Raw genomic sequence first — 21875 nt, forward strand, 5'->3', positions numbered from 1 at the left:
GGAGCGTAGGAATCATCAAGACGCCGAACCAACCGATGTATAAACGGTTGTCGGTGCTTGTGATCCAGCTACAAAAGCGCTCCCAGGCGCTGCCGCTTTCGCGACGTTGTAGAACGGTTGTCATAATATGTATTGCGTTATGTAATGTGTTTGTAGGTTTACATCGATAAGATGCTTGCCCATATGAACAACAGTAACGAAGATTCCTTCGATATGTAAAGTTATTCATATTGTCTTAACTTTTCACCCAGAAAGTCCGAATGAGCGGCCCCGTGCAGACTGTAGAAATCTGCAGATGGCAATACTGCCGCAAAACGTCTAACTATAGATAGAGAAGATTACAGAGGCTCCTATGTATATCGATAGACTGCCAGCCTTCTCTGACAACTACATTTTTTTGCTATACAACGAGGAGAAGAAGGTTGCGGCTGTTGTTGATCCAGCGGATCCAACTCCGGTGTTGAAGAGGCTAGAGGAGCTGGATGCAGCGCTAGTGGCTATTTTTAATACCCATCACCATTCAGATCACGTGGGCGGGAACCGGACGTTGCTGCGGAGGTTTCCAGAGGCGCAGGTCTATGGTGGCGCAGAAGATAGAGGGCGGATTCCTGGACAACAATTTTTTCTGGAGGATGGCGATCAGGTTGGGCTTTGCGATCGCAAAGCCCAAGTCTTCTTCGTCCCCGGTCACACCCGCGCCCACATCGCCTACTACTTTCCGCCATCACAAGACGAACCGGGTGATCTATTCTGCGGCGACACGTTATTTGCAGGAGGCTGTGGCCGACTCTTTGAAGGCACGCCTGCACAAATGCTGGATTCGTTAAGCAAACTGCGCGACCTTCCAGAAGAGACTCGCGTATGGTGTGCCCATGAATATACGTTAAAGAATCTCCAGTTCGCTCTCACAGTTGATAGCAAGAATCCTGAACTGCAAGACCGATTCCAGCAGGTTCAGAAAGCTAGAGAACAAAACCAAGCAACTGTTCCCTCATGGATCGGCATTGAGAAGCAGACCAACCCCTTCCTCCGATGGGACCAAGCGGCTCTAGTCACTGCAGTCCAGGGACGCGATTCTGTTCAGACCCTCGCTCGTTTACGAGGTATGAAAGACCAGTTCTAGGCAAATCGGTTAAGACCTAAGGAAACAAGGGCCAGAAGCGCTACCACGCCATAGAACGTAAACACCACTGTTACCTCCGGCCAGCCCGATAGCTCAAAGTGATTGTGCAGCGGTGACATTCGAAAAAGGCGCTTGCCGACTCCATCCGGGCCTTTAGTGGCTTTGAAATAGATCACTTGAGCAATCACGGATAAAGCTTCAACTAAAAATAGCCCGCTCAAAATTAAGAGCGCCCAGAGGCTATTGCTAATCAGACCCACCGCAGCTAAAGCACCTCCCAGAGCCAGGGAGCCTGTATCCCCCATGAACACCCGTGCTGGATTGTAGTTATGGGCCAAGAAACCTAAACAGCCGCCCGCCATGCAAGCGCAAAAAATCATCAGCCCTGGCCAGGCGGGAGCGACAACTAAGGCCATGCCGACCAGTGCGATCGCACTGGTGCCAGGTGCTAGCCCGTCCATCCCATCCGTCAAGTTAACGGCGTTACTCTCTGCCGCCACGACAAACGTTGCCAGGAATAAAAACAAAATACCGATGGGCAGAGTAACGCCAAAGGGAAATTGAAGCGTTGTGATACCAGACTGCTGCTGCATTAACCAAAGGGCGAAGAGCAGTCCACTCCCCAATTCAATTCCTAGCCGGAGCCGTGCTGAAATTCCTTTGTTCGACTTCTTGCGCAGTACCTGCCAGTCGTCAGCCCAGCCCACGCCACCCAAAACCAGGGTCAACAGCACTGCTGCAGCAACCTCAACCGGAAATTCAGGAAGGGCAATCGCGGACCACATTAAGCTGAAGACCAGAGCCACCGGAACAAAAAAAATGCCCCCCATTGTGGGCGTCCCTGCCTTTTTGAGGTGAGATTGGGGGCCATCTTCTCGAATGACTTGGCCTGCTTTCAAAGATCGCAACACCGGCACAGCCCAAAAACCCAGCAGCGTCACCGCTAGCGTGGTCACCGCAAAGGGCAATGTCAGCGACACTAGGGGTTCAGAGAACCGGCCCGCGAGGTGGTCGGTTGCGATCGCAACCACCCCCAAGCCCACCAACAACAGCCCATATAGTTTTTGTCCCGACAGCCAGGTCGTCTTAGGAGTCTGATTCAAAACCGCCATCGCACTCAGCTAGCTATCCTCGTCGCTGTTATCGTCATCGGCCTCGAAGTCATCACTATCGCCAGACATCAGCGCATTAATCTCTTCCATCTCTTCGTCATCAGCGGCTTTCTCTTGCGGCTCACGCTCCATCAAGCGGCCTGAATTCTCTAACCAGCCAAGAATTGAAGCATCTTTGCGCGATTCCATAATCGGGGCGGCTTGTGACCGAGGCTGTTCGCGTAGAGAAGGATTTTTCATGGGTGTCAATTTACGTATATCTGCCGTCCCCATCTTACTCGCAACTGCTGGTTTTAGTGGGGCTAAAATAACGAGCAATACTTCATAGATCTCTGATGCCACGACCGACACTCTACGCCGCCATCACCAATCATGGGTTTGGCCATGCAACCCGAACAGCGGCTGTCCTTGCCGAAATTCAGCAACAGTACCCAGAAGTCCTGTTGATCTTGGCGACCGGTGCTCCCCGATGGCTGCTCGATCTTTACCTCCCCCAAGGCTTTATTTATCGGCCCTGCACCTTTGATATCGGGGCGGTCCAAAGCCACGGATTTAATATTGATAAAGGCGCAACGCTGCAAAGCCTGCAGCAAATTCAAGCGCGTGAACGGCAGTTGATAGCGGCAGAGGTCACATTTATACAGCAAAATCAGGTGGATTTGATCCTTGGAGACATTCCGCCACTGATCGCCAAGGTTGCTGAAGCTGCGGGCATTCCCTGCTGGATGAGCAGCAACTTTGGCTGGGATCTGATCTATCAAGACTGGGGGGATGAATTTGCCGACATTGTCGATTGGGTACAGGACTGCTTTTCGAGATGCGATCGCCTCTTTCGGCTTCCCTTCCATGAACCCATGTCCGCCTTCAAAAACATTGTTGACGTCGGCTTAACGGGCGCAGGCCCTAAAATTCCCACAGAAGATCTTCGCTCAAAACTAGACCTAACAACGGCACCCGAGAAAACGGTTTTACTCACCTTCGGCGGCATGGGCCTATCGCAGATGCCCTATCACCATCTACAGCAGTTCCCAGACTGGCAGTTTATTACCTTCGATAGTGTTGCTCCTAGCTACCCCAATCTTCTGCAGGTTTCAAGAGACGCTTACCGCCCCGTTGACCTGATGCCCCTGTGTGGACGAGTGGTGAGCAAACCAGGCTACGGGACTTTTGCTGAAGTCTGTCGTCTTCAAATCCCCATAGTTTCTTTGCCGCGCACCGACTTTGCCGAGGCAGCCTTTCTGATTGCCGGGATGCAGGATCATAATCACCATCAAATTCTGGGACCGGGAGAATTCGAGCAGTCCTGGGACTTCCTTCACCAAGCGCCCCACGCCCCTCGTCGCTCTGCGCCCCTCGCCACTAACGGCAACCAACAGATTGCAACAGCCGTGATTGACTATTTAAATTCAGCCAACCCCTAATCTCTGGAACAGAATCGGCTCTCGCTTCATCTATGTCTAGAGATCCAGCCGCCTATACAAGAAATAGGTGGGGTTGATTTGATAAAATTTGGCTTGTCCTTGGCTAGCGTTTTCTATGTCCATGTTGCTCTCTTCTTTGCTTTTGGCTCCAGCTCCCATCGCTCTGGCTCCAGAAATTCTTCAGCAGCAGGACGTACGAGCCCTGCCGGGCGAATTAGATAGCTTCCCGGTTTTTAACAGCAACAGCCCTGAACTAGTGCTGTCAGAGGGTATTCTCCTCTCCACATTTCCGGGCAAAGGCAAGCAATCCCCTGAGGCTCACCTCAATTATCCTTTAGACGGTCGATTTGACCTGTTCTCCCATCACGTGACTCGCATCAACTCACGCAATGGGAAGCTGCCGCTATATCTAGGAGTCTTAGTTCATAATCCTGGAGACAAACCCGTTAAAGTTTTGGTGCTGCAGGCGAACAGCTATCTCAGCTCCTCTGAAGCGCCCTTCATTGATCTGCCAGATCAAATAGAGAATCGAGGGGGACGCGTTTACTCGGGGCCCGGTAGCCGCACCGCTAGCGATGTGCTGCGTCGCAAAAGTCAGGCCGGTTGGTCCACCAGCATTGAAGTGCCTCCAGGACAAAGCAAAATGCTGATGAATCTAAAAATGCCGATCAGCAATAGCCGTACCACTTGGATGCGCCTCTACAGCAGCGATAAGCTCTATGTCGCCAGTATGGCTAAATTTGCAACATCCCGCGATTACAAACCGACACTCGAAGAGTGGCGATACCTGTTGTCAACAGGCGACTTGGCAACCCCTCGGGATAAAGCACCAACCCCTCCTAAGCAGAAAAAAGCCGATCCCTTTCTTTATGGTCGCGTCGCTGGTATCTCTCAAGGAGCTGAATGGAAGACAAAAGTCACCGACAGCCAGTCGGAGACGCTGGCGATTCCCGAGCCAGGAAAGGCGTTTTCCTACGTCCTTAATTCCCTAGATCGCGGCACGCTGGGGACAGGCCAAATTCAAAGCGCCCCCATGCTGGCCCGCTATCCTGATACGGCTTACCGCGCCCACGGCAACTACGGCGTCAAATACAAGTTAGATATTCCGCTCCATAACAATACGGAAACGCCTCAGAGAGTCACCCTCGCCATTCAGACCCCGATCAAAGAAGATCGGCTCAGCCAAGAAGGCTTGCGGTTCTTCAATAAGCCCACCGGGCAGCCCTTCTTTCGCGGGACCGTGAAGGTCACCTATACCAGCGATCGGGGGCAGCCCAAAAAGCGCTATCTCCATCTTGTGCAAAAGCGAGGCCAGCGAGGAAAACCGTTAGTCAATCTCACCTTACCCCCTGGCAGTAGCCGCCCCGTGAGTCTAGAGCTGCTTTACCCCCCTGATTCCACACCGCCACAGGTGATTACAGTTCAGACCCTCAGCGACTCTAAAGCGTCAGCCCGCTAAGGGGTCGGCACCGGTCGATACTTGAGTGCAGATTTAAGGGCCGCTAGCTCGTCTCGGTGAGCAGTGACGGTGACGAGGGTCTTCGACTCAGATGCAGAAGGCTCAGCGCCAGACTCCACCTTAAGTAATACCTGCTCGGCGCGCTCGGCCTTCTTCCAGTAAAACAGAACGGTGAGGGGCGATAGAGCCACCAAGACCGTGAACCAAATGCCAACGGCGGGCCACTGGATAGCGAGCACTAAACTAAGGCACAGCAGACTCACCGCAGCTAGGGTCATCAAGAAAAGGGCTAGCCCTATACTGGGTCGGACAATACCTTCGAACGTAAGCTGGGCCTGCTCACGGTTCAGTCTCACCAACTGATAGGCTCGCTGCTTAAGATAGCTCTCCATTTGATTGAGGATGACGTCTTCTGCGTCTGGGGCCATCAACGTAACCTTCTCGGTGCGGTCTTTAACCGAGGCTCGGATGAAGAAAAATAGCCCAATGAGCAGCAGCAAGGTGATGAAGAAAATAGAGGGGAGAGCCAGAGAACGCATCATTCTGTCGGTTTAGGTAATTGTCGTGGGGTCTTTTATCAATATGAGTGCTAATAGCTGGAGCCTCAGTCATAGAGTAGAAAACGCTATCTCAGCTTGCGGCTAACATCGCACAGCAACACACATGGGTTCATCTTACTGCTGAAGCTGGTATAGATGCAGGGCATTGCGGCACGCAAGCGTAGAGAAGAGTCTTTTTAAATATCAGTAAATATACGCAAACGCCTTACATTTTGAGCTAGCGGATAGCGTTCTTTCTCGGTATCGAGATCCGTTTTAAATAGGAGAAATTCATCCGTAGAAACACGGAGAAATCACCTTGCAACATCGTTTTTACTCTATTCACAGAATAAAATTTCTTCAAGATGGTTGAAAGTCTTTATTTGTGGGCACTATAAGTTCGGGAGCGGGTTAAATCAGCCCATCTAGAGGTAGCTCAATCATGTCGACAATGTCCCGAAAATCCGAATCCATTAACATCTACTCCAAAACAAAGAACGGCCATTCTTCCAGTAATGGACCAGAAAAGACCGAAGACGATACCTGCGAGGACTTGGCTACAGATTCTGAATCTGCGGTCGAAGTTACGAAATTTCAGGGAAGACGGGGGACAACTGATTTAGTACGTCTATATTTGCAGGAAATCGGTCGCGTACCACTATTGGGACGCGACGAAGAAGTTGCAGAGGCTCAAAAAGTACAGCGGTATATGCAGCTTTTAGAGTCACGAGAACAGGCTGAGGAAAAGCCTGAAATTGCTGAATATATGCGGCTGACTGATGTACGAGATCGGCTTACGGCAAGGTTAGGCCATCGGCCTTCTATGGAGCGCTGGGCCAGAGAGGCAGATATTTCAGCGGAGACACTCAAGCCAAGTTTAAGTACAGGCAAAAAGTCCTGGGCACAGCACACAGACCTATCCGTTGCTGAGCTAGAAAAAATCTTGAAAGAGGGTGTTCGTGCTAAGGAACACATGATTCAGGCTAACCTGAGACTGGTAGTTTCCGTGGCGAAGAAGTACCAGAATCGAGGACTAGAGCTGCTTGATTTGATTCAAGAAGGAACCTTGGGGCTTGAACGGGCGGTGGAAAAGTTCGACCCGACGAAGGGTTATCGCTTTAGTACCTATGCCTACTGGTGGATTCGTCAGGGGATTACACGTGCGATCGCAACCCAAAGTCGCACCATCCGCCTACCGGTCCACATCACCGAGAAGCTCAACAAGATCAAAAAAGCCCAGCGCAAACTCTCTCAAGAGATGGGACGCACCGCATCCATTGAGGATGTAGCAAAAGAGATGAAGAGCACTCCCGAACAGGTGCGTGAGCTTCTATTGAAAGTCCCTAGAGCCGTTTCGCTAGAGATCAAAGTTGGCAAAGATAAAGACACCGAACTTGGTGATCTGCTTGAAACCGATGACATCTCTCCTGAAGAACTGATGATGCGCGAGTCGCTGCAGCAAGAGCTGCGCGATCTAATGGCAGAGCTAACCGAGCGCGAGCAAGATGTACTGAGAATGCGATTTGGTCTTAACGACGGGAAGACCCATTCCCTGGCAGAGATCGGGAAAGTTCTTGAGCTATCTCGGGAACGAGTCCGGCAAATTGAGTCAAAAGCCCTGCAAAAGCTGCGTCAGCCCAAGCGTCGCAATCGCATCCGTGATTTTCTGGAGGCGTTCTCTTAAGCATCACGCCTTTAGCCATCTATCAGGCTTCAGTCAGCAGATCTTAACAATCAGCAAAAAGCGCTCCTGTAAAAGCTTATGAATAGCAGGGGCGCTTTTTCTCTTCTCAATAAGAAGACCTTCTTGCAAGCGACGAGCTTTCAGGTTAAAGTTTCAATAAGACTTCACTCTTGAGAAGAAAGATGTATACCTCCAACGCCTTAAAAGCCGAGCTAAACGATAAAGGCTGGCGCCTGACTCCTCAGCGGGAAACGATTCTCACAGTCTTTCAAAACCTGCCTGAGGGAAAACACTTAAGTGCAGAAGAACTTCATGACCTCCTTCATGAGCAAGGAGACCCCATCAGCCTATCGACGATTTATCGGACGGTGAAGCTGATGTCTCGTATGGGCATCTTGCGCGAGCTGGAATTTGCTGAAGGGCACAAGCATTACGAGATCAATCAACCCTACCCCTATCACCATCACCATCTCATCTGCGTGAAGTGTAATAAGACCATTGAGTTCAAAAGTGACTCAGTGTTGAAAATCGGGACGAAAACAGCTCAGAAATCAGGCTTTCATCTGCTGGATTGCCAGCTTTCAATTCACGCAATTTGTCCACAGTGTCAGCGCTCGATTGTTCCCAACTGACCTATTGGCAGAGGCGGCCCAACGCTGATCTGAGTCAGCGTTCACTTAGAACAGCCCTACTCTGATCTTTTGGGGATGGACCAGCACGGCAAGCGGTACGAGAGTAGGGGAAAACCAACTAACAGGACATTTGCGAGAGGCAACTATATGGCCTCTCGCAGCTTCAGGGCAACTCGTCTCAAGCAAGTTCAGCATGTGCCTCTCTAAATCACATGCTTTTATCCAGAGTTCAATCAAAGGGTAGATTCGGGACTCCTCACATAAAGCTAAACTGTCCTTACATCCTTTACAAAAGTAAACACATGAACTCGACGAAGGTCCGCATCGCTTCTTTGAATTTGCTTGTCTGTACAAGCCTATTTGGCATTAGCTTGGCGCGCCCTGCATTCGCAGAGTCTGCAATGAACAGCTCAGTCATCACTTCAACGCTGCCGCAGAAGCTGGCCCAGGCGACGGGAGATATTGTTGATGTTGCCGCTGGCAATCCAGATTTTAGTACTTTGGTACAAGCCGTCCAGGCGGCAGAGCTAGTTGATGCTCTTAAGGCAGAGGGACCGCTCACGGTCTTTGCACCCACCAATGCAGCCTTTGCTGCTTTGCCAGAGGGTGCTTTGGACGCCTTGCTTTTGCCTGAGAACCGTGATTTATTGACTCAGATTTTGCAATATCACGTCGTTTCGGGCGAAGTTGCTTCTAGCGATTTAGAGACCGGCAATGTTACAACCCTAAATGGTGATTTGGCTGTTGAAGTCTCTCCCGAGGGCGTCGCAGTCAACGATGCGAGCGTTGTGCAGGCAGATGTTGATGCGAGCAATGGCGTCGTTCATGCCATCGACGGTGTTTTAATTCCAGAAGGCGTCGTGGCAGAACTGCAATCTCGTGCAGCTAGCGATGATACCGAAGAAGACGTTAGCACTGAAGAAGACGTCAGCACTGAAGAACCAGCTCCACCCGTCCGTGGTCTTTGGTAGTCAGTAAGCCTCAGGCTAGGTAGGCCACTGCTCTAAAGAAGATTGAGTGTGCAGGTCAAGATTGACGGCAGAGTCGTAAAGCAGCTATATAGAATCATTAATGTTCATTTTTATAGCTGCTTACTGTCCTGACGCAGTCCTCTCAGTGGCCTAAAGTCGGTCGTAGAGACACCAATTTCATAAGGGTGAAGAGCCCTAGACCTGCACACCTTCAAGTTCTTCATCAGTCTGTTCATACAGGGCACGCAGCTGCTCAAGTTTTTCTTCATCTGGCTCCCAAAAGCCACGACCGTTGGCTTCTAGCATTCGCCCAACAATATTACGGAAGGCTTCAGGGTTTGCTTCACGCAGCTTATCCGCCATCTCAGCATCTAGCGCGTAGGTGTCTGCGGCTTGGTCATACACCCAGTTTTCTTTAAAGTCAGTGGTGCCGCCCCAGCCAATGAGGGCCGTCATTCGCTGAGAGATCTCATAAGCTCCGCCAGAGCCTTGCTCTGCCATTGCATCGGCCCACTTGGGGTTGAGCAGCTTAGTGCGGTATTCCATTCGCAGGAGTGACTCCAGCTTGCGCGGGGTGGTGTCCTTAGAGAAGCTTTCTACAAAGTTGGCGTTCACCTTTTTACCCCTTTGCTGCTCGGCAGCTCGCTTGAGGCCACCTGTGTTCGCATAGTATTCCTGGATATCGGTGAGACCATATTCGACAGAATCGATTTCTTGAACGATATCAGAGGTGCTTTTGAGCAGCGTTTGCAGAATTTCGGGTCGGGCTTGGCCCTTATCTTGGCGACCGTAGCTGAAAGAGTTGCGATCGCGCCAAGTATCCCCCAACTCTTCTCCGGTCTCCCAGCTCGAATCGGTGACCCGATCGTTCACGAGCGAGCCAAAATCTCCAGATGGGTTAGAGAACAAACGAGCAGAAGAATTCTCGACCCCTTTTGCTTCCAGCTCTAGCGCATGCTTGCGAATGTAGTTTTGCATCTTCTGCTCATTAGCAGCAGCAGCTCGCTGAAACAGGTCATCAAGCAGTTCAATAATGTTGACAAAGCTATCTCTAAAAATTCCAGAAAGGTTGCCCAACACATCTATACGGGGATGATCGAGCTCGTCTAGGGGAATCAGCTCATATCTCACAATCCGGCCTGTCCCTTCTTTAACCGGTCTAGCGCCCACTAGTTCTAGCAAAATCCCCAGCGACTCCCCTCGGGTTTTGATGGCATCTAAGCCCCAGAGCATCACGGCTACGGTTTCAGGATAGTGACCGTTTTCTTCTAGACTTTGGGCGATAATTTTGCGGGCAATCTCGCGGCCTCTCTCGTAGGCAGCAGGTGACGGCATCCGGTAGGGATCGAGGGCATGAATGTTACGACCCGTCGGTAACACACCAGGACCATCTCTCAATAAGTCTCCGCCCGGAGCCGGAGGAATATATTCGCCGTTGAGTCCCCGGAGTAGGTTCGTGAGTTCATCGCCGGTCTGGGCTAATCGCGCTCGGATTTCAATTGCTTCTTCTAGCTTGGGAGTGCTGCCGTTGAGCTGGAACTGTGTATAGAGTTCCTCGGGTTCAGTGCCTTGGGCGACGGATGCGATCGCATCTTCCGGCAGCTCCTCCCCGAAGTAAGCCCGCAGATAGCTGCCTAATTGATCAGCATCAGGCGACTCACCCAACACGTGCAGTCCCGAAGAAAACAGCCGCGTCTCTAACTCTTGCAAGTAAGCGTAAAGCTTCACTAAATAACGGCCAAAGGCATCCGCGCTGAACAGATTGGCATTCTCAGGACTAAAGGCAATCCCGAGCTTCTTCGCCTCTTCAAAGGGACAGTCTGCATCCACGCCGGAATCAACGATCTTTTTACAGATCGCCTCTTTAAGCGCATAGTTCTTCTCAGGATCTTCGCGGTACTCCTGAATCAGCTCTCGCAGCGCCGCCAGTTCCTTGTAGAGTTCCGCTCGACCATAGGGGGGCACATTATGAGAGACCAAAACCCCATAGCCGCGTCGCTTCGCCAGCATTGACTCCGATGGATTATTGGCAGCATAGACATACATGTGGGGAATCTCGCCCAGCAGCACATCCGGCCAGGAATAGCCCGTGTTGCCAAGCGGTGAACCCGGTAGCCACTCCACCGTGCCGTGCATCCCAAAGTGGATCATGGCGTCGGCCTGAAACTCATTTTGAAGCCATTTATAAAAAGCGGCGTACTGCGGGTGGGGCGTCATATCGCGCTCAAACATCAGCCGCATCGGATCACCTGAGATCCCCAATGGGGGCTGGACGCCGATCCAAACATTGCCGAGCTGCACGCCGCCAAGCAAGAATTCATCGCCTAGAGTTTTAATACCGCTAGTGGTAAGGGAGTTCCATTGGTTTTCAATTTTCTTGGTGAGCAGATAGCCCAGCCATTTCTCTAACGTCTGTGCTTTGACGGTTGTTTGTTGACCTGACGTGGTGGATGCGATCGCATCTGCATCTGCTTCCCGTACCTGATCAATCAACGCCTCACCGTCTTCCGGCACATCTCCCACCGTGTAGCCCTGCTCCTTGAGAGAGTGAAGCAGCTTCAGCAAAGACTTCGGCACATTCAGCAGCGCCGCCGTCCCCGTCGCTCCATATCCAGGCGGAAAGCCATATAGCATAATCGCTAATTTTCGCTCTGCCGTTGGCGTTTGGCGCAGAGAAATCCATCGCTTGAGTCGGCCCGTCAGTCGGTCCACTCGCTCCGGCACCAGATAAATGTCGTTGCCCACTAAGCCACCGAGAGGAATGGTATCAATGGCACCGTCTAGCTCCGGCAAAGCATAAAGCACAACGCTTTGCAGACCACCAATCCCCTGCCTTGTCCAAGAGTGGATATCCTGAATCAACAGTGGAGCGGCCACCAAATAGGGAATATTTTTAGCCGTCAAAATTGTCTTCGCAACCTCAACCTGGCGTCCGGCCTCCATTGACCCGGCAGGGCCACCGACAAGCGGAAAGCCAATGGTGGAAACAATGGCATCGACGCAAGCCGCCTGATCAGAAAGTGACTTAATTGCACGGTTACCCTGCTGACGCTGCTCTTGCTCATAGGGCGTGGTCAACAGATCGCGAACGGCCACATGCCCCTCAACGCCATTAATAAAGATAGGCAGTGGAATTAAACCTGCTTCTTCAAACCGACGCACCAGTTGAGGGATGTAGGGCTGCTTGGTGATCACATGCTTACGGTAAAGCAGAATACCCACCACAGGAGACTGAGCCGAGAGTGACTGAGGAGAACTAAGCTGACATCGCTGTTGTCGGAACCAGTTCAGATATTCCAGCGGAGACTCAAAATAGCCTTCATAGTCAGGGTGCAAAAGGCCCAGGTTCGGTGTCTCTTGGGGCGCAGGAATCTCGCCAATTTCTAAACCTAAGTACTTCTCCGCTAGAGTCCAGCACATGGCGGCAACGTTCTCTGAACCACCGGCATTCCAGTAGCCATAAATAATCAACCAATTCCGTAGATCCTGCACTTTTTTGACAGGGACATACTTTAAAAGCTTGGGTCCAGCTTTCAAAAAACTTATATAGCCCGCTAGTTTGTCTTCTTCTTTGCCACTGCTGAATTTGCTCAGGATAAATTTAACCGGCTTGGGCATTCCCTTGGGCTGATCGCCAATCACAAACTTGCCGATCTGGGTCAGACTCATCAGTTCTAGAGCCGACTCAAACACGAGGCGAATGGGGATATGCTGGACTCTCTCTCGCAGCCACAACACCTGATCGTAGTCAAACAGCAGACTCCCGAAGAAGACGTCAGCATCCTGCAGAACGTGGGTGATGCGATCAGGCTCTGTGTTGATATCGCGATCGCTGAACACGCAGATTTCCAGATCAGGACACCGAGCCTGAGCTAATGCAGCAGCCTGACAGTAAAGATCTTTATTGAAAGACTCAAAACCAGCGATGAGAACAATGCGCGCCATACCTTTAGCCAGAAACAGAGGTGCTATTTTAAGCTTAATGTTTTTTAACGATTGCTGTCATCATGCCTTTGACAGTGCAGCAAAGAAAGGGTGGCTTGGGATAGTAGGGCAAGCCTCGGCCAGGAGCCAGGAAAATAGCACACTATTGGACCTATGAGCCTGAAACAGATGGGCGGCTTGAGCTAGAGAATGGAGAACTCGTCCTAGTGAAGGACTATAATAGAGGTAGGTAAAAGGTATGCAGCCGCCCTATGGCACTCAAAACAACGGTCTACCTCAACGATCAACTAGAAGCGCAGCTTCAGAAATATCTTGAAGTTCATCCAGAGAAAACGCTGTCTACGCTTGTGCAAGAAGCCCTTGAAAGTACCCTTCAGCAGGAAAATGCAGCGGCGGAGCTTCTGAAAATCGCCGGTATTGCTCAAAATACACCACTGACCGATGACAGTAATCGTGAAATTCTGCTCTAACCAGAAATGTTAGGCATAAAATTGCGTCTTGTTTTGGATGCAGGACCGCTATACGCCTTAGCATCTAGTAAAGACACCGATCATCAACTTTGTCGGCAAGGTTTCGTTCAATTAGCTCACGCAAAGATAGAGCTAATAACGCCTTTGCCTATTGTTTTTGAAGTCTATAAACTCTTGGCTCAGCGAGAATCCTCAGCAGTGGCCCAAGCTGTATTGCAGCAGATGATGAAGACAACGGTTATTCCCATAACCCTCGCTGACTTTAAGGCCATCTCGCAAATGATGGGACAACTCACAGATTGGAAAGGGTCATTGGAAGATACAGCAGTCTTAATTAATTGCTCAACGTTTTGACTGCTCAGTGTGGACCCTCAATTACAGAGACTTCGGGCGATTTCAAGATTTGGAGTTCTGGACTCCTGAATAGCTCACCCGACTTGGGATTGAGTTTAAAGAAAATATGCTATCGAGCATTCCTCATATTTCAGTCCCAACAAAAACCTGAGTCCAAGAGATGGATAAATTTCCGCGATATCTTCTTCAGCTTTGTCCTGCGCAAATTTCAGGTCAGGCATTTAGAGACCTTCTACAGGGACATCGCCCCAAAAATAAGCGCCAGCACAAAAGGAATCACAATGGGTAGAGCCACTAGTAGCCCCTGCTTGCCTATTTTGACATCCTGACCATCAGCCTTCAGCAGCAGGATCAGCGCCCCTGTGCCCAAAATAATCCATAGAAAGGCAAAGCCAAGGAAGAAAGCAAAGGTTGAATCTGCCATTGTAAAATCCGCATCTTAATGCCGTTCCATTGAGGATAGCCCAAAACCTTACTCAAGCCGGTAGCAACCTCGAGCAGATATGGCCTAACTTGAGAATCTCACCCTAATGTCTTAACGCCTATGAAGTATAGGAATTGTGCAACATATGCTCTCTGTCAGCGAGCATGATTAAGCAGAGACCAAAGCAAGATTCACAGTATTGGGATGTTGAGTGTGCCGAGATTTCCCTTAGACTGACCAATACTGACATAATTGATATAGCAGTACCCGGCTGAGTTAGGACAGCCCTTCTCTAGCACAGATGGGTTCAGACATTTTAATCTCCTAATCAGTACGCGTACCGCTATATAGTCCAGTTGCATTGCAGAAATCCAGCTTTTAAATTGTGAATAATCTCCGTACCGTCTCTGATACCAAACGAGCTTTCTATTCAATCCACACTCGCCCCGTCAATTCCATCTATCGACGGGTTGTTGAAGAGGTGATGGTGGAGATGCATCTATTGCGCGTTAATGAAGACTTCCGTGAAGATCCAATCTTTGCGCTTGGGGTCGTCACCACCTATGACTCCTTTATGGAGGGCTATACGCCTGAAGCAGACCGCACAACGATTTTCGAAGCTATTTGTCGCGCCCAAGATGCCGACCCTGCAAAGTATCGCCAAGATGCTGAGCAAATGAAACAGTTTGCTGAGTCTAAGTCTTTGGATGAGCTACTAGAGTTAATGACGACATCAACACCTTCCGGTGGGAGCGACCTGCAGGGTCAGCTTAGCTCGATGTCTCAAAATGAGAAATTTAAGTATAGCCGTCTCTTTGGCGTTGGCTTGCTGACGAGTCTACAGCTAGCAGATGCTGAGGTACTGAAGGATGAAACACGTCTAAAAGAAATTTTGCACACCCTCAGTGAATCTCTCAAACTACCAGAGAACAAGGTTCTGCAAGACATTGAGCTCTATCGCGCTAATCTAGATAAGATGGTGCAGACACAGCAGGCAATTGCAGATAATATCGCGGCAGATCGCAAACGTCGTGAGCAGGCCGAGGCGGAAAAGGCCGAGAAGGCAAAAGCTGAAGCCACCAAAGCTGAGGACAAGCCTGAGCCTGCCGAGACGCCAGCGGCAGAGACAACCGACGCGACCTCGGACGCAGCCGATAGTAGCTCTTCATAGCTCAATTGTTCACCTGTAAACAAGCTGCCCTATGACTATTCCTGTTAGCCTCCTGCGGGCAACCTCCTACGATCGCAACCTTCTGCAGGCCAAGCTGCATCAACTGCTAGAGCCTTTTGGAGGGATTGAGACCCTGGTTAAACCGGGTTATCGCGTGTTGCTAAAACCCAATCTGTTGACGGGTTCTCGACCGAGTAAGGAGTGCATTACCCGTCCTGAGATAGTCTACTGCGTTGCCAAGATGGTCAAGGACGCCGGGGGCAAGCCGTTCTTGGGGGATAGTCCTGCCTTTGGCAGCGCCCGAGGCGTGGCAAAAGTGAATGGCTACCTACCGTTCTTGGAGGAGTTGGATATTCCCATTGTGGAGTTCCACGGTCAGCGATATGAGGCGCTGGGCAATTCCTTCGACCATCTGCGTCTATCTCAAGAAGCAATGGAGGCGGATGTAGTAATTAACCTGCCGAAGGTCAAGTCTCACATGCAGCTCACGATGACGATGGGCGTCAAAAATCTATTTGGCTGCGTTCCGGGCAAGATGAAGGCTTGGTGGCACTTAGAGGCGGGCAAAGATGCCAACCGATTTGGCGAGATGCTGGTGGAAACAGCACGTGCGATCGCACCTAATCTCACGATTCTAGACGGCATTGTTGGTCATGAGGGCAATGGGCCTAGCGGTGGCGAACCCAGGGAATTAGGGATTTTAGGCGCAGCTCGCAATGTGTTTGCCTTAGACCGAGCTTTAATGGATATTCTGCAGGTGGATCCGCTGTCGGTACCCACGATTGCGGCGGCTGAGCGGTTAGGCTTTGGCCCCAGTTTGGAAGAGCTAAGTTTCCCTTACTGCACTGCTGAGGAGCTGCGAGTTGAGGGCTGGAAGCTGCCTGAGAAGATGATGCCGATTGATTTTGGAGCGCCCAGAGTTCTGAAGTCTACGTTTAAGCAGCTTTATATTCTGTTTATTAAAGAGCCGATGGCGCTGTATGCGAATCGATAGAGATTGCACTCGCCCCTCCGGCCCCACAATTCTGGGAGGAGACAGCCTAAATCTTGGAGCTAACTTTCTAGGCTGGGGAACGAACATCGTTCACAGCAAGCTCTCTTTAGGCAGTTAGCTTTGGCTTGGCTAGATCTGGTGCAACAGCAGCGGGCGTTTGCGGTGATTCGTGCGCCTGAATTATCCTTAGGGCTGCAGATGGCGAGGGCTGTCGCAGCTTCGGGGTTAGAGCTGATCGAAATTGCCTGGAATAGTGATCAGGCTCCAGTGTTAATTGAGACCCTACGAAAAGAACTACCCCACTGTCAGATTGGGGTGGGGACAATTATGGATCGGGCTGGGTTGAGGGATGCGATCGCATCCGGTATTCAATTCTGTTTTAGCCCTCACACGAACCCTGACCTAATCGCGATGGCGCGATCACACAATATCCCAATGATTTCAGGGGCGCTAACGCCGACCGAGATTGTCACGGCGTGGCAGGCGGGGGCCACCTGCGTGAAGGTATTCCCTGTACAGTCGGTGGGGGGCTGCAATTATATACACAGTATACAAGGACCGTTGGGTCAGATTCCGCTAATCCCTACGGGGGGCGTGACGTTGGAGAATGCGATGGGTTTTATTGAAGCGGGTGCGATCGCGGTGGGCTTATCGAGTAGTCTGTTTCCTCAGCTCAGCATTCAGAATCAAGATTGGGATGACATTACCCAAAGGTGCACCATGCTCAAAATACGTCTTCAACATTGTGAAAATTCACCTTGAGTCACAGGTCAATCTCTTTCAAGATCCGTTGTTTGAGAACATCTTTCATGACCAGATCAATCCTGGTGTCATCAATTTAGTTGCTTTTGAACGAGTGAGTTTAGAAATGATAACTTAATGAGTCATGAAGCAGACTGCGATCTTCTAGTTCTATATTCCTCAATAGTTTGATAGTCTCCTGTTTCGTAGGCATGACGGGCATCGGAGACTTCTGCCACCACATCTGGTTCGTTCTCCATCGCTTCTTCTTCGGCTTCAAATACTTGGTCTTTGAGAATATCGTTTGTCATTCCACCCTAGGCGGTAGCAGCATGTGGCTTTCTATCGATTCATTGCGGAGAAGAGTTATGCAGACCTAGACTAAATAAGTAGGTTAGCCACTGACTCTCTTATGAACTACCGTGACATCATCACTATTGAGCCAGACAAACGAGGTGGAAAACCCTGTATCCGTCGGATGCGAATTACTGTCTACGATGTCCTGGGGTGGCTGGCCACAGGTATGTCGCAAGCTGAAATCATTGATGATTTCCCTGAGTTGACAGAGACAGATATTAGAGCCTGCCTAGAGTTTGCAGCAGATCGCGATCACCGCGTTGTGGCTTCGGTGAGTGCTGCTTGAAACTGCTATTTGACCAAAATCTGAGCCGAAAGCTGTCTACTCGTTTAGCTGATATTTTCCCAGACGCTAGCCATGTGCAGTTTCATGAATTAGCCGAAAAGACGGATACAAAGATTTGGGAATTCGCTAAGCTTCATGGCTTTTGCATTGTGACTCAGGATGCAGATTTTGCTGAAAGAAGTCGGCTATACGGCTCTCCGCCCAAGGTAGTATGGCTTCGCTGTGGCAATGCACCGACAAGACAGATCGAGAGTTTAATTCGATCTGGGGCAAAAGCAATTCAAGAACTTTTAGACAATTCTGAATTCCACTGTTTAGAGCTGCATTAGATACAGCAGAGGGATAGCCTCAGACCTCAGTTCCTCCGATTTCTCTAGCTGAGTTTTCAGCCATGTACTGACGCATCATGGAAGGCCATAACAACACGAAGAAGCCCATCCAAGCTGAAAACGGAATCGCGATCAAAATGGTCAGCCAAACAATGTGGCTCAGGAACCAAGTGCCAAAGATAACGGAGAACCCCGTCAGCAGAATTGACCAGGGCTGGCACCACCAGGGTTTATGCTCCCAAGGCTTATAATCTGAGGCTTCACTCATCGGCGTAGGCATCCATTGAAGGACAGCTGCAGACTAAGTTGCGATCGCCAAACGCATTATCAACCCGACCCACCGCAGGCCAGAACTTCGCGTCGCGAACCCAAGGTTCTGGATAAGCTGCCTGTTCGCGGGAGTAGGAATGCTCCCAGGTGTCTGCAATTACGACTTCGGCAGTGTGGGGTGCGTGCTTGAGCGGGTTATCGGTGCGATCGCACTGTCCCAATTCAATTTCTGCAATCTCAGCCCGAATCGAAATCATCGCCTCGCAAAACCGATCGAGTTCCGCCTTGGATTCGCTCTCTGTCGGCTCCACCATAATCGTCCCCGGCACTGGCCAGGAAACCGTCGGCGCATGAAATCCATAGTCAATGAGGCGCTTGGCAATGTCATCAACTTCAATGCCTGCAGTCTTCTTCAACTGGCGCAGATCCAAAATACATTCGTGGGCCACCAAACCCGTTTTGCCCTTAAACAAAACTGGGTAGTGCTTCTCTAAGCGTTGGGCAATATAGTTTGCATTCAGAATCGCCACTTCCGTTGCTTTCTTCAGTCCCTCAGCTCCCATCAGTGAGATATACACCCAAGAAATAGGCAGAATGCTAGGGCTTCCCCAGGGGGCAGCAGAGACTGCGCCGATGCCTTCTTTGCTACCCACTGGAATGACGGGGTGAGTGGGCAAGAACGGTACTAAATGAGACTGAACCCCAATCGGCCCCATACCGGGACCACCACCACCGTGGGGGATACAGAAGGTTTTATGGAGATTGAGGTGGCACACGTCTGCACCAATATCACCGGGGCGACAGAGGCCCACTTGGGCATTCATGTTGGCCCCATCCATGTATACCTGACCACCGCAATCATGTATAACCTGGCAGATGTCTTGAATCTCTTCTTCAAAGACGCCGTGGGTAGACGGGTAGGTGACCATTAATGCCGCAAGGTCATCCCGATGCTGTTCGGCTTTTTGTTTTAGATCAGCCACGTCGATGTTGCCAAACTCATCGCAGCCCACCACAACAACTTTCATCCCGGCCATGACGGCACTGGCAGGGTTGGTGCCGTGGGCCGAGTCAGGAATCAGACAAATCTTGCGATGGCTGTTGTCCTGACTCTCGTGATACTTGCGAATCACAAGTAGCCCCGAGTATTCGCCCTGAGATCCAGCATTGGGCTGCAGAGAGATGCCTGCGAAGCCCGTGATTTCAGCGAGGGAATCCTCAAGCTGTTGAAATAGCTCCTGGTAGCCCTGAGTTTGCTCCACAGGTGCGAAGGGGTGGATCTGACCAAATTCGGGCCAAGTTACCGGCAGCATCTCGGATGTTGCATTCAGCTTCATCGTGCAAGAGCCGAGAGGAATCATGGAGGTGGTCAGCGACAGGTCTTTGTTCTGAAGTTGCTGCATGTAGCGCAGGAGTTCAGTTTCAGAATGATGTTGATTAAAGACCGGATGGGTTAAATAGGGAGTGGTGCGCTGCAGGTTCTCGGGCAGGCTTGTGACTGCAGCGGCAGCAAGGTCTTCTAGGCTGAGGGCATCATCACTGAAGATTTTCAAGATATCTAGGATATCGGCAGCTGTGGTGGTTTCGTCGAGGGAAATGCCGACGATCTTGTCGTCCACAGGACGGAGGTTGATTTTATGGGATTGCGATCGCATCCCCACCTCTTCTCCATCTAGGTCTCCTAACCGGACCTGAAGCGTATCGAAATATTGTTCACTCACCAGCTCAAAGCCAAGCTTCTTCAGCCCCGCTGCCAACACCGCCGTTAGCAAATGCACTCGCTCTGCAATTTGCTTCAGCCCCGCAGGACCGTGGTAGACCGCATACATGCTAGCGGTGACAGCTAGCAAAACCTGAGCCGTACAAATATTGCTGGTCGCCTTATCCCGTCGGATATGCTGTTCACGGGTCTGGAGCGCTAACCGCAACGCATCCTTACCCTGAGCATCATGGGACATGCCCACAATCCGTCCAGGAATTTTGCGCTGGTAGGCGGCTTTTGTCGCAAAGAACGCGGCGTGAGGACCACCGTAACCGAGGGGAACACCCAATCGCTGACTATTACCCACTGCGATATCGGCTCCAAACTCTCCGGGAGGCGTTAACAGCGTCAGACTCAGCAAGTCGGTAGCAACGGTGACTAGTGCGCCTGCGGCATGGGCCTGTTCAATGAATTCTTTGTAATCTTGAATCGAGCCATCCGTGGCCGGATACTGCAGCAGTGCGCCAAAGGTTTCGCCCTCTGGGAAGCTAAATTGCTGATGATCGCCAACCACAACGCTAATGCCCAAAGGCAAAGCACGGGTGTGAATAATCTCAATGGTTTGCGGATGGCACAGTTCCGAAACGAAAAAGGTGGTGGCGTTTTTTTTCTTCTGGACGTTGTAGCTCATCGCCATTGCTTCTGCAGCGGCAGTGCCTTCATCTAGCAGAGAAGCATTGGCAATATCAAGACCTGTCAGATCTTTAATGACGGTTTGGAAGTTGAGCAGGGCTTCTAAGCGCCCCTGGGCGATCTCAGCTTGGTACGGCGTATATTGCGTATACCAACCAGGGTTCTCCAGAATATTCCGCAGAATGACAGGGGGCGTGATGCAGCCGGAGTACCCCATTCCGATGTAGGAGCGGAAGATTTTGTTTTGGGATGCGATCGCACGTAATTCCTGCATCAGCTCATGCTCACCCTTCCCTTGATCAAGCTGCAACGGCTGATTCATGCGAATCTGAGCTGGGACAACTTTATCAATAAGTGCATCTAGGCTGTCGTAGCCCATTTGCTCAAGCATCTGAGCAACTTCATCATCTTGAGGCCCAATGTGGCGATGTTCAAAGCGATCGGTGGGCAACAGCGCCGCCGGGATATTGGGCTTTGTAGACCCCACGCGACCATTGGACGCCGGAACCGCAGAGTTTTGTCCTTGGGGCGTCAAAGGCTTCAGCGTTGAGGAGTCTGTCATATCTGAGTTACCCAAAAGTGAAGGAGCAAAAGAGACGATTTGCCAATAAATGGGACGATTGCAGCCATGCCCAATCAAGGCTTATCGAAAGTTGAAATTCTATTAAGTTTAGCAAAGGTTCTTTAGCTATAGATCATCAGGGGCTACAGAAAGAATGAGGACTGAGTAACGTATCTAGTTGCGCTGCATAAAACGAAGGTCCCTGAGCTGCCCTTCGTGAAGGCCGCCGATGAACCACTACGCCCCGAGGTTGAACAGCAAATGCAAGATACTTCAATCCTTTTCAATCAACTGCCCCACGGCAAGCAGACGGGGTATGAAAGAGGTTTCACTCAAAACTACGACTGAGATTGCGAGTTACTCCCTTTGCTGTAAGCCGCGGGGAATGTACCCATAACAGATTCAATGGCTGCGCGGCCCGTAGGCTTGAGCTAGTGATTTCTTCACCAGCGTCAACGTCCTGCGGGCACGAAACACAACCATCAAAAGCCGGGGTCATGCCCCGGCTTTTTAGATTTGCGTCATCTCAATTCAGCAGCCGTCTGGTCCACAGAACTTGTGCGCGCTCAGCACCTCTGCATCACAAAGATAGGCGATGCCCGAATAATCGTCGAAGTACTGCAATGCAATCTCATC

The 21875-nt window shown here is 50.8% G+C and carries 21 protein-coding genes and 2 pseudogenes; 14 read left to right on the top strand and 9 right to left on the bottom strand.

What is annotated here, in order from left to right; genetic code table 11:
- Positions 1 to 124 (bottom strand): annotated as a pseudogene (locus tag C1752_RS26600) (photosystem II q(b) protein); the annotation flags it as partial.
- Between the two features lie 228 nt (positions 125 to 352).
- Between C1752_RS26600 and gloB the strand changes: the two are divergent.
- Positions 353 to 1123, top strand: a complete 771-nt coding sequence (gloB, locus tag C1752_RS26605; protein ID WP_110989070.1) for a hydroxyacylglutathione hydrolase — start codon at positions 353 to 355, stop codon at positions 1121 to 1123.
- Here gloB and mraY read toward each other — a convergent pair.
- Positions 1120 to 2235: a phospho-N-acetylmuramoyl-pentapeptide-transferase gene (gene mraY / locus C1752_RS26610; RefSeq protein WP_110989071.1), complete on the bottom strand. Its 1116-nt coding sequence runs from the start codon at positions 2233 to 2235 to the stop codon at positions 1120 to 1122. The genes gloB and mraY overlap by 4 nt on opposite strands.
- Positions 2236 to 2244: 9 nt before the next feature.
- Positions 2245 to 2475 carry a DUF3134 domain-containing protein gene (locus C1752_RS26615; protein WP_110989088.1) on the bottom strand — a complete coding sequence of 77 codons (231 nt, stop codon included), beginning with the start codon at positions 2473 to 2475 and terminating at the stop codon, positions 2245 to 2247.
- 95 nt (positions 2476 to 2570) lie between these two features.
- On the opposite strand from C1752_RS26615, the gene C1752_RS26620 reads away from it, so the two are divergent.
- Positions 2571 to 3656, top strand: a complete 1086-nt coding sequence (locus C1752_RS26620) for a glycosyltransferase family protein (protein ID WP_110989072.1) — start codon at positions 2571 to 2573, stop codon at positions 3654 to 3656.
- Positions 3657 to 3771: 115 nt separating this feature from the next.
- Positions 3772 to 5115, top strand: coding sequence for a DUF3370 domain-containing protein (locus tag C1752_RS26625; protein ID WP_110989073.1), 1344 nt, complete (start codon positions 3772 to 3774; stop codon positions 5113 to 5115).
- Here C1752_RS26625 and C1752_RS26630 read toward each other — a convergent pair.
- Positions 5112 to 5657, bottom strand: a complete 546-nt coding sequence (locus C1752_RS26630) for a cofactor assembly of complex C subunit B (protein ID WP_199464539.1) — start codon at positions 5655 to 5657, stop codon at positions 5112 to 5114. The genes C1752_RS26625 and C1752_RS26630 overlap by 4 nt on opposite strands.
- Positions 5658 to 6096: 439 nt before the next feature.
- Between C1752_RS26630 and sigC the strand changes: the two genes are divergently transcribed.
- The 3 genes and pseudogenes from sigC to C1752_RS26645 form a co-directional block, all read left to right on the top strand.
- Entirely contained in the window at positions 6097 to 7338 is a 1242-nt protein-coding gene (sigC, locus tag C1752_RS26635) for an RNA polymerase sigma factor SigC (protein ID WP_110989075.1), read from the top strand.
- 182 nt (positions 7339 to 7520) lie between these two features.
- Positions 7521 to 7970: a Fur family transcriptional regulator gene (locus tag C1752_RS26640; protein WP_110989076.1), complete on the top strand. Its 450-nt coding sequence runs from the start codon at positions 7521 to 7523 to the stop codon at positions 7968 to 7970.
- Between the two features lie 401 nt (positions 7971 to 8371).
- Positions 8372 to 8821 (top strand): annotated as a pseudogene (locus C1752_RS26645) (fasciclin domain-containing protein); the annotation flags it as partial.
- 315 nt (positions 8822 to 9136) lie between these two features.
- Here the strand turns inward: C1752_RS26645 and bchH are convergent.
- A complete protein-coding gene (bchH, locus tag C1752_RS26650; protein ID WP_110989078.1) occupies positions 9137 to 12886 on the bottom strand; it encodes a magnesium chelatase subunit H in 3750 nt (1249 codons plus the stop codon).
- 251 nt (positions 12887 to 13137) lie between these two features.
- Here bchH and C1752_RS26655 point away from each other — a divergent pair, with 251 nt between their 5' ends.
- Positions 13138 to 13356: a hypothetical protein gene (locus tag C1752_RS26655; protein WP_110989079.1), complete on the top strand. Its 219-nt coding sequence runs from the start codon at positions 13138 to 13140 to the stop codon at positions 13354 to 13356.
- A gap of 144 nt (positions 13357 to 13500) precedes the next feature.
- Entirely contained in the window at positions 13501 to 13710 is a 210-nt protein-coding gene (locus tag C1752_RS28175; RefSeq protein WP_146242459.1) for a hypothetical protein, read from the top strand.
- Positions 13711 to 13942: 232 nt separating this feature from the next.
- Here the strand turns inward: C1752_RS28175 and C1752_RS26665 are convergent, their stop codons facing one another.
- Positions 13943 to 14134, bottom strand: coding sequence for a hypothetical protein (locus tag C1752_RS26665; RefSeq protein ID WP_110989081.1), 192 nt, complete (start codon positions 14132 to 14134; stop codon positions 13943 to 13945).
- Positions 14135 to 14519: 385 nt separating this feature from the next.
- Between C1752_RS26665 and psb29 the strand changes: the two genes are divergently transcribed.
- The 3 genes from psb29 to C1752_RS26680 all read left to right on the top strand — a co-directional run bounded on the left by psb29 (position 14520) and on the right by C1752_RS26680 (position 17061).
- A complete protein-coding gene (gene psb29, locus C1752_RS26670; protein WP_110989082.1) occupies positions 14520 to 15305 on the top strand; it encodes a photosystem II biogenesis protein Psp29 in 786 nt (261 codons plus the stop codon).
- A 31-nt stretch (positions 15306 to 15336) separates the two neighbouring features.
- A complete protein-coding gene (locus C1752_RS26675; RefSeq protein WP_110989083.1) occupies positions 15337 to 16299 on the top strand; it encodes an Npun_F2552 family protein in 963 nt (320 codons plus the stop codon).
- Between the two features lie 120 nt (positions 16300 to 16419).
- On the top strand, positions 16420 to 17061 hold the full coding sequence (locus C1752_RS26680; protein ID WP_110989084.1) for a bifunctional 4-hydroxy-2-oxoglutarate aldolase/2-dehydro-3-deoxy-phosphogluconate aldolase: 642 nt from the start codon (positions 16420 to 16422) through the stop codon (positions 17059 to 17061).
- Positions 17062 to 17183: 122 nt separating this feature from the next.
- Here the strand turns inward: C1752_RS26680 and C1752_RS28755 are convergent, their stop codons facing one another.
- Complete coding sequence (locus C1752_RS28755; RefSeq protein ID WP_158535241.1) at positions 17184 to 17351, bottom strand: hypothetical protein; 168 nt, start codon at positions 17349 to 17351, stop codon at positions 17184 to 17186.
- Positions 17352 to 17452: 101 nt separating this feature from the next.
- On the opposite strand from C1752_RS28755, the gene C1752_RS26685 reads away from it, so the two are divergent.
- Positions 17453 to 17683: a DUF433 domain-containing protein gene (locus tag C1752_RS26685; protein WP_110989085.1), complete on the top strand. Its 231-nt coding sequence runs from the start codon at positions 17453 to 17455 to the stop codon at positions 17681 to 17683.
- Entirely contained in the window at positions 17680 to 18012 is a 333-nt protein-coding gene (locus C1752_RS26690; RefSeq protein ID WP_110989086.1) for a DUF5615 family PIN-like protein, read from the top strand. Before C1752_RS26685 ends, C1752_RS26690 begins: the two co-directional genes overlap by 4 nt.
- Positions 18013 to 18031: 19 nt before the next feature.
- On the opposite strand, the gene C1752_RS26695 is transcribed toward C1752_RS26690, so the two are convergent.
- Together C1752_RS26695 and gcvP are read right to left on the bottom strand one after the other, a co-directional pair.
- Positions 18032 to 18280, bottom strand: coding sequence for a DUF6737 family protein (locus tag C1752_RS26695; RefSeq protein WP_110989087.1), 249 nt, complete (start codon positions 18278 to 18280; stop codon positions 18032 to 18034).
- Complete coding sequence (gcvP, locus tag C1752_RS26700; protein WP_110989089.1) at positions 18273 to 21239, bottom strand: aminomethyl-transferring glycine dehydrogenase; 2967 nt, start codon at positions 21237 to 21239, stop codon at positions 18273 to 18275. Before gcvP ends, C1752_RS26695 begins: the two co-directional genes overlap by 8 nt.
- Before the next feature lie 216 nt (positions 21240 to 21455).
- On the opposite strand from gcvP, the gene C1752_RS29805 reads away from it, so the two are divergent.
- Complete coding sequence (locus tag C1752_RS29805; RefSeq protein WP_274704545.1) at positions 21456 to 21587, top strand: hypothetical protein; 132 nt, start codon at positions 21456 to 21458, stop codon at positions 21585 to 21587.
- Positions 21588 to 21875 lie beyond the last annotated feature (288 nt).

This window comes from Acaryochloris thomasi RCC1774, assembly GCF_003231495.1.
Taxonomy (GTDB): Bacteria; Cyanobacteriota; Cyanobacteriia; order Thermosynechococcales; family Thermosynechococcaceae; genus RCC1774.